At 37.0% G+C, this 12,048-nt stretch carries 10 protein-coding genes; 3 read left to right on the top strand and 7 right to left on the bottom strand.

Annotated elements, in window-relative coordinates; genetic code table 11:
- Positions 1-134: 134 nt before the first annotated feature.
- The gene (locus tag FCI53_RS22020; protein ID WP_281279513.1) at positions 135-266 is read left to right on the top strand and encodes a hypothetical protein; all 132 of its coding nucleotides are present in this window, start codon (positions 135-137) and stop codon (positions 264-266) included.
- Between the two features lie 315 nt (positions 267-581).
- Positions 582-1,217, top strand: a complete 636-nt coding sequence (locus FCI53_RS07120; RefSeq protein WP_138417291.1) for an FMN-dependent NADH-azoreductase — start codon at positions 582-584, stop codon at positions 1,215-1,217.
- 447 nt (positions 1,218-1,664) lie between these two features.
- Here the strand turns inward: FCI53_RS07120 and FCI53_RS07115 are convergent, their stop codons facing one another.
- The 7 genes from FCI53_RS07115 to pyc form a co-directional block, all read right to left on the bottom strand.
- Positions 1,665-2,852 carry a D-alanyl-D-alanine carboxypeptidase family protein gene (locus FCI53_RS07115; protein ID WP_246050036.1) on the bottom strand — a complete coding sequence of 396 codons (1,188 nt, stop codon included), beginning with the start codon at positions 2,850-2,852 and terminating at the stop codon, positions 1,665-1,667.
- 212 nt (positions 2,853-3,064) lie between these two features.
- Complete coding sequence (locus tag FCI53_RS07110; protein ID WP_138417287.1) at positions 3,065-3,733, bottom strand: response regulator transcription factor; 669 nt, start codon at positions 3,731-3,733, stop codon at positions 3,065-3,067.
- Between the two features lie 315 nt (positions 3,734-4,048).
- Positions 4,049-5,452, bottom strand: a complete 1,404-nt coding sequence (locus FCI53_RS07105; protein WP_171038095.1) for a YncE family protein — start codon at positions 5,450-5,452, stop codon at positions 4,049-4,051.
- 89 nt (positions 5,453-5,541) lie between these two features.
- Entirely contained in the window at positions 5,542-5,961 is a 420-nt protein-coding gene (locus tag FCI53_RS07100; RefSeq protein ID WP_138417283.1) for a NusG domain II-containing protein, read from the bottom strand.
- 68 nt (positions 5,962-6,029) lie between these two features.
- Positions 6,030-6,242: an SHOCT domain-containing protein gene (locus FCI53_RS07095; RefSeq protein ID WP_138417281.1), complete on the bottom strand. Its 213-nt coding sequence runs from the start codon at positions 6,240-6,242 to the stop codon at positions 6,030-6,032.
- A gap of 406 nt (positions 6,243-6,648) precedes the next feature.
- The gene (locus FCI53_RS07090; protein ID WP_138417279.1) at positions 6,649-7,209 is read right to left on the bottom strand and encodes a hypothetical protein; all 561 of its coding nucleotides are present in this window, start codon (positions 7,207-7,209) and stop codon (positions 6,649-6,651) included.
- Positions 7,210-7,701: 492 nt separating this feature from the next.
- Complete coding sequence (gene pyc / locus FCI53_RS07085) at positions 7,702-11,127, bottom strand: pyruvate carboxylase (RefSeq protein WP_138417277.1); 3,426 nt, start codon at positions 11,125-11,127, stop codon at positions 7,702-7,704.
- A 452-nt stretch (positions 11,128-11,579) separates the two neighbouring features.
- On the opposite strand from pyc, the gene FCI53_RS07080 reads away from it, so the two are divergent.
- Entirely contained in the window at positions 11,580-11,810 is a 231-nt protein-coding gene (locus FCI53_RS07080; RefSeq protein ID WP_171038094.1) for a hypothetical protein, read from the top strand.
- Positions 11,811-12,048: the final 238 nt, after the last annotated feature.

Here is a 12,048-nt window from a genome sequence, read left to right as displayed (position 1 = left end):
AATTGCAATGGGATAGTTGAATATTAGTCAGAATACATATTAAAAAGAAATTGAGTACAAACTGTGTTCAAACAAAAATATTACTGAACCATTGTATTCATTCATTGAGGATGTTTTTCAAGGAGGTGCAGATAATGGAAAGAAAGCCTATGCACTATGATGGAAGTGGGAAAATAGTAAGTGTTAAGTTAACTGAAACAAAACCATTTGAAATCACTGATGAAATGAGAAGAAACATTAGTGGCAACCCATACATCTTAAAATAAAGTGAAATTTCATTCAGTTTTTTTCTCTCCCTAAAATAGACCAGCAAGCCCTTGAACCAATCGGGGTGAAAGATCACCCCACTTAAACATTTCCGTTTCATGTTTTGAAGATGGAAGTCTTACGAACGGTTGCACCGGGATAAATTTAAAGGATTTGTCTATAATAAGACAAGTCCTTTTTAAAAACCTTCGTTTGAACACAGGGGTTAGAACTTTACATTATTATTTTTTTCTCGAATTTAACTATCTAAATGCCTGGGATTTTTAGTCACAAATGAAAGGTTATCTAAATTTAAAATTTGAAAGGTGATCATAATGACAAAAGTATTATACATTACAGCCCATCCTCATGATGAAAAGCTATCTTTTAGCATGGCTGCAGCTAAAGCATTCATAGACACTTACAAGGAAAGAAATCCTAATGATGAAGTTGTTCATATTGACCTTTATAAAGAGAATATTCCTTATATAGATGCCGATGTTTTTCAAGGATGGGGGAAACTTCAATCTGGTAATGGCTTCGAGGAACTAAGTAAAGAAGAACAAGAAAAGGTGGGGCGGTTAAATGAATTAAGCGATCAGTTTATTGAAGCTGATAAATATGTATTCGTAACACCTTTATGGAACTTTTCTTTTCCACCATTAATGAAAGCTTATATTGACTCTGTTGCAGTAGCAGGGAAAGCTTTCAAATACACGGCGGAAGGTCCAGTGGGATTATTAACAGATAAAAAGGCACTTCACATTCAAGCTCGTGGAGGTATTTATTCAGAGGGCCCAGCTGCCGCTATGGAAATGGGACATCGTTATTTAGAAGTACTTATGAACTTTTTTGGAGTTCCATCATTTGAAGGTTTATTTATAGAAGGACACGCTGCAATGCCTAATAAAGCAGAAGAAATAAAACAAAATGCAATCAATCGTGCAAAAGATTTTGCACATACATTTTAAGAAATAAGTAATTTAATGGCAAGTATATTCAAAACTTCTATACTTGCTTTTTTTTAATCCACTTGTTTTCTATAAAGTGAAACTTCACTCAGTGGGGATTTTTGCTCTTCCCCTAGTGAGTATTAGTACCACAAGGAAAGACCCACAGACCCTTACAACCATTCGAGGTGAAAGGAAAGTTTACTCCCACTTAATCATCTCCGTCTCATTTGATTGTTTGAAGTGATGTCTTACAGACGGTTGCACCGGAATAAAAAATGTATGTATAGCAAAAACACTCAGAATTGTTCTAAGTGTTTTTGGTTGTTTTTATATTGCTAATTGAATTGTTATCACTTTTCTCTCCCAAAATTATCCGTTAATCTAATAATTGGGATACCTTTTTGTCTTATCTAATTCTTTCACTTTTAACAATGACTATAGAAAATTTAAAAATCAAGTAGAGGCCTATACGTTATAGTTCTTGAAGTTTTTTCTAAATTTAATGAAAACAGTAGCGAGCGAAACCATACCTATTATGATAGAAAATACAATAGTAAAAGGAAAGCGATCCGTTTGAGAATTCGGTGCCTCTATCCCCTCTTCACTTGTAACCTGTGCTTGCTGCTTGTCTTCTTTTACCTCTTCTAATAAAAAAGACTTGTTTAAATCGTCAACTTTTTGTTGTACGGAAAGTGTCCCATCATTAGATAATTCTATTTCAGGTTGTTCATCCTTTATTTGTGTAAAAACGAGGTCCTCTTCTGCTCTATAATCATTTCCATTATCACTTATATATTCTGACCCTTTTTCAATCACAGTCGTTTGAAAATGATCGAAACCATAGTCTAATAGTTTCGTAGTGTCTTGGTATAAAGCTTCTTGATTCGGAGCTTTCAAGACAACCGCAATCAAACCAATATCTTCTCGTTCTGCAGTCGTAATTAAGGTCGGGCCAGACTCCGATACATAGCCTGTTTTTCCACCTGTCACACCGTCATAAGGCATCTCCCTCATTAATTTATGATGCGTGTACAAAGTCGCGTCCCAATTCTCGCCATTCCATTCTAAACGTTCGATACCAAAAATAGACGCAAATGTTTCATTTTCTATTGCATACTGCGTAATTTTAGCCAAATCAGCGGCGGTCGTTACATGATCTGGATCAAACAACCCATGTGGATTAACAAAATTCGTGTTCTTAATATCTACTTCTTCTTTTAAGTAGCGATTAAGATTACGAGAGAATTGTTCCATATCACCATCTAAATGTTCTGCTATTGCTACACCAGCATCATTTCCAGAATTAACTAATAATCCCTCTACTAACATCTCTAGTGTGAGCTGTTCACCCTCTTCTATATATACACTAGACCCAATCACTCCACTAGCTTCCTCACTAACCGTAACCTTATCATCAAGATTTCCTTGCTCAATTGCGTATATAGCTGTAGCCACCTTGGTCAAACTTGCTGGGTACATGTTCGATTCTGCATATTTTTCATATAACACTTGCCCACTGTTGGAATCTATTAGGATAGCTGCCTCACTTGAAAGACTAGGACGTTCCTCCAGCTCCTCATGGGCAAGTGTGGTTGTTTCAAATAATAGTGTAAAAACAATCAAATAGATCGCAATTCTGAAGAAGAACTTCAATTTTTCACATCCTCTCATGTTGCCCTAACGTAATAGCACCTATCCTTAGATTTTACTTAAAAATTGTACAAAATCTATACTTTTCACGATGTGTAATACAATTGTTAACTTTGTTAAAAAAATGAAAACAGACAATACCTAGTAATTTTGCTTTTTTTACCCGTTTTTCACATTAATCTCCAACTAATGTGAAAATTCTAGAAAAAGAAGGTTTAGTTTATCCATTTATACCCAACGCCCCAAACCGTTTTTAAACAATGATCAATAGGAAAGCCAGATTTTCTAACTTTATCACGCATGTTGCGAACATGAGAATCCACCGTTCGCCCTTCCGTTTCGGAATCCATTCCCCAAATTAGATCAATCAATTGTTCTCTTGAAAAGACCCTATTAGGATTTTTCATTAAATAGCCGATAATGGAAAACTCTTTTGGTGTTAATGGAATAACCTCCCCTTGATAAGTCAATTCATGGTTTGTCTCCTCCCACACCAATCCATCATATGAAATACTCTTCTCCTTGCCCAAACGACGTAACAACGCATCAATCCTGGCAACAAGTTCTTCTTCATTAAACGGTTTCGTTATATAGTCATCGGCACCTATTTGTAATCCTTTCACTATATCCTTCTTTTCTTCTCTAGCAGTTAACATGATAATAGGTACCGAAGAAAATAATCGTATTTGTTTACATACTTCCCACCCATCCATATTTGGCATCATAACATCAAGTATTACAATGTCATAGATTGTATGTTTCATTTTCTCAAGTGCACAATTCCCTGAAACTGCTCGTTCACATGTAAAACCTCTTGCCTCTAGATAAAAACTTATTAAATCAAGCATTCTAGATTCATCATCAACTACTAATATTGTTGGCATATTCAGCTTTCTCCTTCTTTCGTTTGTTTCATTGTTTATGGCGAAATTGCTATATGTAATATCAACAAGTTTTTAAAAATCTATCAAAAAAAAGATTTAGACAAACCATCGACCATCAAAACTCTAAAACTATACTTTTATACAGTGTAGCAAAAAACTGTGGAGATTTTATGCACGTTCAGTAAATAATAGTTGATTGCCGGGAATGTGCATAAAATTTACACATTACTCTCTTATAATTTATCAAATTTGAAACGAAAGAAGCAAAGCTATGACTAATAAAAAAGACTGTCCCCTTTAGACAGCCTCATCTAGTTATTCAAAAAAATCAAGTACAACTGTTTGATCAAAAAATTCCTCTAATTGAAGCACATAATTACCATCTACATTCGGAAAAATAGCAATATATGATGGATGATGTGCATCTTCACTTAGCACCGTCCATTGTTCGGGTTCAATCTTTTCACTTCCATCTACTAGATAAATCGAATCTTCTAATCCTAATTGACTTAAATCACCTGAATGTGTCGTTAATGAAATTTGGAATGCTAGATATTCACTTAAATCTAACTGTACACCTTCCACTTCATCTACATTCGTTATATGTGTAGCTTCAACGTCGACAGATTCAACGGTTTGACTGACAGTATTCACCTTGGAGTCATTATTGACAACAGAATTTTCATTAGCGAATTGGTAATTGATTTCAGTATTACCTTCTGCAACAAAATCTTCCAATGAAATTTCATGGGGTTCTTCTCCAATTGAAATTTTTTCTTTTATTTCCTTCTTTTCCCTATCAATGCTTACTAGATCATTTGAACTTCGATTGGTCACATATACTTGCTCCCCATCTAACGAAAATGCTACATGATTGGTATAGGAGCCTGTAGGAATGATCGCTTTTGTTTCCAATGTAGCTGTATCAATCACATGCACATCATTGGAGTCATTATTTGCTACCCATAACTCTTCGCCATTTAGGGATACGGTTACACCGTGCGGACCATCACCTGCTTTCACTGTTTGGACCGTCTCCAATGAATTTGTGTCAATCACTGAAACGACATTAGATTCCACGTTCGCAACAAAGACATACTTTTCATCAGGTGTGATTGCCACTTCATTTGGTACCTTTCCTACTTCAATCGTTTGAACAGAATGGCTATCCGTTTCGATCACTGAAACACTATCATCATTTACATTTGCAACCCATACTTGATCACCACTTGAGGTAACAGCAACATGGGCTGGTCCGCTACCTGTTTGAACTTCTTCTGTCACTGTAAATGTATCAGTATCTACGATCGCAACACTTCCTCCATCTTCCCCAAGCCCAGCATTAAGTGATACATATAGTTGTTGTTCATCAGGACTAATATCAATGCCGTGAACACCTTTGTCAAATACTATTTCGTTTAGCGTCTCCTTCGTGTCTGTATCAATCTTAAGCAAAGTTTTTCCATTAAAACCTGTACCACTATAGACCACATCACCATCTAAAGTTGCTGCAATACCGTGTGAAGCCTGATCCGAATCAATGTCTATTTTATCCGTTTCTTCATATGTTGTTGGATCAATCACAGAAATAGTTCCCTCACCTGCATTAGCAACATAGAAGGATGCTTCCTTTCCTTCTGCTTCATTATCTGAGCAACCAACTAAAAATAGTAATCCCACAGTCAATAAAGCTATAAATATTTGTAGCCGTATTTTCATCGTCATTTTACCTCCCATTTTTCAAACCTACATCCAGCCTAGCTGTTAAATGTGCAGATAGTGGGGAGATTCAAGAAAATTTTAGTTATTCAAGAACTGATGATCACTTCTTCCTGCTGCTCCTCATCTATTGATTCAATTTCGATAATAACTTGATGTGGTATACAAACGATTGGCTTACCAGGTTTAGAAATATAGCCTGTTTGAACACATATTTGCTCAGGGCAGGTTGAGCTTTCTATACGTATTTGCTCGCCTTGGACTTCTATAGCACTTGGGTTACAATCTACTTCCGGTATTTGTAATCTTTCTACACCTTGATGATCAGTTAACCTGAACCGTTCTACCTCTCTATCGTTTACAGTAATGGCGGCTTCATATACTGCATGCTCCGATGATTGACTTACTTGAATAAAACTAAAAATCAGTAAAGGGACAAAGGATAATACGATAAAGAAGAGAATGAGAATTATATCCCAGTGTTTAATCATATCGGTAAAATTTTTCACATTTTTTCTCCTTAATCAAGGCCATAAACAAGACCATTTGCTATTTTGATCTTATCATTATACTCCACTTAAATTGTTGAATTTTCCTGTTTGATTATAGCCTTTATCCTTTTATATTCTTCTTCATCTATTTCTCCTTTCGCTAGTCTTTCATTCAAATAATGAAACGGTGAATCTTTTTTACTACCACCACTCACAAAATTGCTTACTAAATAAATCCCAAAGCTAAATAGCGCAGTCCAGAATAGAATCATCGACCACCACATTATGCTTGTATGCATCATTCTTTCACCTACTTTTTTAATAAGTATAAAAAATAAATATCGAGAAACTTTGCATCTAGTGACAGTAATGTGAAATATATGGGTGATTTTTTCATGATGGTGAAAAGGATTCCTTGTTAACCTAAGCGCGTTAACCCAACAAAAAGAAATACGAGTCATGTTAATGGAAAACTCTGAGGCTGTTACGTAGCGAATTTCAAAAGATCAAACAGTGAACAAAAATAGAAGGCAACAGTACAGGTGAAATCCTGACCCCTTGCCCAACAAGGTGCTACTATAATAGTAAAACTCCGTCAGTTAAGGTTACCGCCTATTAAATTTGAATACATTTATATAATTGGAGGATAGTTAAGTTTAGTTCATTTTTCAAGTTCTTGTTGTTGCTATTCATGATCACTGTTCATTATTCACTAGGATCATAGATGAAGCTGTTCCCATTTTTTTCATATTGGTTGAAAAGTTGTTGATTGATTTTCAGTGCTTGCTCACGATCTTCTGCAGGAGCTGTAATCATTAGCCCATCGGCTGCCGACCACGATCCCCTATCTTCATCTTCTGTATCCCTAGAGTAAACGGCGATGGTGAATTGAGAAAAATCATTGTCACTATAAACAGTTCCGTAGTAATAAATCGATGGTTCAAGCACACCATCCGCACGCGTACGACCAAACGATACGACCGAACCATATCCATCCTCAAACCATAATTCTAATTCCCCTCGATCCTCTGGAACTCTAGGGACCTCCTCCCCTTCAAATTCTACCGTTCCATCAAATCTTGTTTTACCAAATAAAGGATTCCGTAATCTACCATCGATACGCATCTTTATCTGCTCTCGAACTTCCTCATTCCCTAACTGGTAATAGACGCCATTTAAGTTTTTTGTATATGGTTTTGGATAGTAGTTCCACGCAACAGCTATGATGATCACTAGAACCACTGTGATTGTAAGTTTAATTTTCATCGTTAATCCCCCAATCATCTTACGTTACATTCTTCCCTCTTAGTTTATCACCTCTAGATTATGAGGAAAACACTTTCAAATAGGTAACGTCGTTCAGTTATAGAACGACGTTACCTATTTAAAAGTTTATGTACCTCAACCTGCAAGCCAGATTAATTGCTAAAAAGCTAGTACAAGTTATGGTAACAAAGATGTCAGAACCACAAAACTTATCACTTTTTGACTTTGGCGCGGACATTCAATACCTTATTTTCAATAATTGTAGCCTGTAGGAAGAGCCAGCGGACATCTGGTTCCTTATTTGATCCATTCACGGTATTTATGCTCAATTTCTAGCAAATAGAGAATCAAATGTCCGCATACCTTCCATCATTACTGTTTTCAGCTAATTTAACGGATTAAATGTCCGCACAGCCCTACACGACAGCCCTCTTCACAAAAAACGCAAAGGCCGTTTTCTAAGAAAATCAGCCTTTGCGCTCGCATCCTATATTAAGATAATTCAATCAATAAATCATTCGTCTCTAGTGGATCTTCACCCGCAACATGAATCTTCTTAACCGTACCATCTTTTGGTGCTTGGATGGTTGTTTCCATTTTCATTGCTTCAGTAATGATTAAATGGTCGCCTTTGCTTACTTTTTCGCCTTCGTTTACTAATACTTCAATTACCGTACCAGGCATGGTCGCACCGATATGATCTGGATTGTTTTTGTCCACTTTTGGTTTAACGTCAACTTCAGCATGAACACTTTCATCTTTAACCGTCACTTCACGTGGTTGGCCGTTCAATTCAAAATAGATTGTTCTCGTACCGTCTTCGTGTGGGTGACCAATTGACATTAGTTTGATAACCAATGTTTTACCTTGTTCAATTTCAACATGAATTTCTTCCCCTAACCGCAAGCCGTAGAAGAAGGTTAAGGTGTCAAGCACGGCTAAATTACCATATTCATCAAAGAAATCGTAATATTCTTCGATCACTTTTGGATATAAGGCATAACTAATTGCCTCTTCGTCCGTAACCTCACGATTTAATTTTTCTCCTAGTTCTTGTTTCAAGTCATCAAAATTAACAGGCTCTAACTTTTCCCCTGGACGAACAGTTAATGGCTCTCGACCTTTCAAAATGATTTCCTGCAATTTCTTCGGAAAACCTTGATGTGGTTGACCTAGATACCCTTGGAATAATTCCACAACAGACGATGGGAAATCTAATTGGTCGCCACGTTCATAAATATCCTCTTCCGTCAATTCGTTTTGCACCATGTATAAGGCCATATCCCCAACCACTTTGGAAGATGGGGTTACTTTCACAATATCTCCAAACATGTCGTTAACACGACGGTACATCCGTTTCACTTCATCCCATCGTTCTCCTAATCCAACAGCTTTTGCTTGTTGTTGCAAGTTACTATACTGTCCACCTGGCATTTCATGCATATACACTTCTGTATTAGGTGCTTGCAAACCAGACTCAAATGCTTGATAAAGTTTACGAACATCGTCCCAATAATAGTTGATCTGTTCAACCGCATCAATATCAAGGCTTGGTTGACGCTCACTTCCTTGCAGCGCATAGTAAAGCGTACTCAAGCTTGGCTGTGAAGTTAATCCAGCCATGGAGCTCATTGCGACATCCACTACATCTACGCCAGCTTCAATAGCTTGGGTATATGTCGGAATTCCATTTCCGCTCGTATCATGGGTATGCAAGCGAATTGGTAGATCAACTGTTTCTTTCAATGCACGAATGAGACGATAAGCCGCTTGTGGTTTCAGAAGCCCTGCCATGTCTTTTATGCTTAACATGTGTGCACCAGCTTCTTCCAGCTCTTTCGCAATTTCTTTATAATAGGAAAGATCATATTTTTGCCTGCTTGGATCATCAATGTCACCTGTATAACAAATCGCTGCTTCGGCTATTTTACCTGTTTCACGAACGGCAGCGATCGCAGGTTTCATACCTTCTACCCAGTTTAAGCTATCAAAAATTCGGAACACATCAATACCTTCCTGAGCAGCATGATTAACAAATGCTTGGATCACATTATCTGGATAATTTTTATACCCAACGGCATTCGATGACCGTAGTAACATTTGGAATAACACATTTGGCGCTTGTTTCCGCATCGCTCGAAGACGTTCCCACGGATCTTCTTTTAAGAAACGATAGGCAACATCAAAGGTAGCCCCACCCCACATCTCAAAAGAGAATAATTGTGGTAACAATTCCGCTGTTGGTTTTGTAATTTCATTTAAATCTTTTGATCGAATTCGAGTTGCAAGCAAGGACTGATGGGCATCTCTGAATGTTGTATCTGTTAGTAATACTTGTTTCTGATCCTTTAACCAGGTTGCTAGTGCTTCAGGTCCTTGGTCATCTAAAATTTGTTTGGTTCCAGCTTGGATCGTATCAGACATCTGATAGTTTGGAACACGCGGTTCGTCTAGTACTGGTTTCTCTTGCTGATCCACACCAGGGAACCCATTCACGGTAGTACGCCCAATATAATTTAACATCTTGGTTCCTCGGTCTTTTGTCTCAGGAAACTCAAACAGTGTTGGTGTGGAATCAATAAACGATGTATCATACTCCCCATTTAAAAAGTTCGGATGTGTAATCACATTTTCTAAAAATGGAATATTCGTTTTAATCCCTCTGATTCGGAACTCTTTTAAATTCCGATGCATTTTCGTTGCCGCTTGTTCAAAGCTAAGTGCCCATGTTGAGACTTTAACTAATAAAGAGTCATAATACGGTGTGATCACCGAACCTTGGAATCCATTCCCTGCATCCAATCGAACCCCAAAACCGCCACCAGAACGATACGCTTTAATTTTTCCAGTATCAGGCATGAAGTTATTAAGCGGATCTTCTGTTGTTACACGAGACTGAATCGCAAAGCCAGTCGTTCTTATATAGTCTTGACTCGGAATATCGATCTTTGGGCCATCTAATGCGTGGCCATCGGCAATCATTAATTGGGACTGGACAATGTCAATCCCTGTTACCATCTCTGTAATCGTATGTTCTACTTGGACACGAGGATTGACTTCAATAAAGTAAAACTCATTGCCTTGAACAAGAAATTCAACTGTCCCAGCATTTATGTACTGCACATTTTCCATTAATTGCACAGCAGCATCAGCAATCCCCTTCCTTACTTTTTCAGACAAGGAAACACTTGGTGCGATTTCTACAACCTTTTGATGGCGTCGTTGGATCGAACAATCACGTTCATACAGATGGAAAATATTCCCCTGACGATCTCCTAAGATTTGCACTTCAATATGTTTCGGGTTTTCAATGAATTTTTCCAAATAGACATCATCAGCCCCAAAGGCCGCCAATGCTTCTGATTTGGCTCGGTCGTAACTGTCTTCTAATTCATCCATACTGCGTACGACACGCATCCCGCGACCGCCGCCACCAAGGGCTGCTTTAATGATAAAAGGAAAGCCATAGTTCTCAGCAAACTCTCGCACTTCATCCAACCCGCTAACAGGGCCATCGCTACCTGGAATGACTGGAATATTAGCTTTTAGTGCTTGTTCTCTTGCCTTGACCTTATCCCCAAACATTTCTAATTGTGTTGATGTTGGTCCAACAAACGTAATGCCTTCTTGTTCACAACGTCTAGCAAACTCAATATTTTCCGACAGAAAACCATATCCAGGATGAATCGCATCGACATCAGTAGATTTCGCAATCTCAATAATGCCTTCAATATCCAGGTAAGCATCAATTGGTTTTTTTCCTTTTCCAACTAGGTACGCTTCATCTGCTTTGTACCGATGATAGGAGCCGGTATCTTCTTCCGAATAAATCGCGACTGTTCGAATATCGAGTTCGGTACAAGCACGAAATACCCGAATCGCAATTTCTCCTCGATTTGCAACAAGTACTTTTTTCATCTCTTTATTCCCCCTTGCTCAAAAATGCAAATAAAATTTACTACAGTTTTTCTAACATGGTTAGTGGCAGTTTGTTTTTTTATTGTTGTTGATTTTTTACAATTTGTTCAACAGTTTAACTATTTAGATATTTCTGACACCTTTTTACATATGATTTATGATACTATAAAATTCATAAATTTCACAGTGAAAGGAATTTGGTCAGAAAAAATTGTTCATCGTTTTGCCATTTTCTATTACCACAAACAATAATTGGTCTATATATGTAAGGATAGTTGAACTATTTAAAGAACGATACATTTATTTCTTTTCAACCTAACTTAGTAGCCTTAGAACACTACTAGATACCACATTTGACACTTTCCTTCTCTCTAAGCCTGTGCTATATTTTTAACAGTACATTGATTGTACCTAGTATTAAAAATCAGGAGGAGATTACGATCGAATTTGAAATGGCACCAAAAGCCAACAATCTTAGGTTAGTAGCAACAACAAAGCAGGATCAAGATATTCATGTAACGATTCTAGATCAAGAAGTTGGATTTATTTATTTTTATTTAAGTGATATAAAATTGCAACGCAAAGACGTGCAAGCATATATAACGGACTTGCACCCTAAAATTCTATCAGGAGTCTATGATGCTCAGCTAGTAGATATGGCAAAAGAAGAAATTTGTTGTTAACAATTGAAATAAAGATCGTCATCTTATAAAAAAACTCTTCATTCATATTGAATTGAAGGGTTTTTTAGTTATATTATGTTCTAAGCTAAATGAAACAAATTAAGTCAGTAACTGCCAAGCCTGTATTGTGATCCAATAATACATATGTAATCTAGGCCATTACGCTTTTGAAAAATGGTTAAACTGAGTGAATACTCCCACTAAGTAAAAAACGCTCAAAAAGTTGTTTATTTCAACT

The sequence above is a fragment of the Aquibacillus sediminis genome, from assembly GCF_005870085.1.
GTDB classification, from domain to species: domain Bacteria; phylum Bacillota; class Bacilli; order Bacillales; family Amphibacillaceae; genus Aquibacillus_E; species Aquibacillus_E sediminis.
Note: the sequence above shows the minus strand (reverse complement) of the source record. Positions and strands in the feature narration are given on the sequence as shown.

Bases quoted from the DNA above. Each gene is read 5' to 3' on its own strand.
- FCI53_RS22020 (WP_281279513.1), top strand. From the start codon at position 135: ATGGAAAGAAAGCCTATGCACTATGATGGAAGTGGGAAAATAGTAAGT.
- FCI53_RS07120 (WP_138417291.1), top strand. From the start codon at position 582: ATGACAAAAGTATTATACATTACAGCCCATCCTCATGATGAAAAGCTA.
- FCI53_RS07110 (WP_138417287.1), bottom strand. From the start codon at position 3,733: ATGCCAACAATATTAGTAGTTGATGATGAATCTAGAATGCTTGATTTA.
- FCI53_RS07105 (WP_171038095.1), bottom strand. From the start codon at position 5,452: ATGAAAATACGGCTACAAATATTTATAGCTTTATTGACTGTGGGATTA.
- FCI53_RS07095 (WP_138417281.1), bottom strand. From the start codon at position 6,242: ATGCATACAAGCATAATGTGGTGGTCGATGATTCTATTCTGGACTGCG.
- FCI53_RS07090 (WP_138417279.1), bottom strand. From the start codon at position 7,209: ATGAAAATTAAACTTACAATCACAGTGGTTCTAGTGATCATCATAGCT.
- pyc (WP_138417277.1), bottom strand. From the start codon at position 11,127: ATGAAAAAAGTACTTGTTGCAAATCGAGGAGAAATTGCGATTCGGGTA.
- FCI53_RS07080 (WP_171038094.1), top strand. From the start codon at position 11,580: ATGGCACCAAAAGCCAACAATCTTAGGTTAGTAGCAACAACAAAGCAG.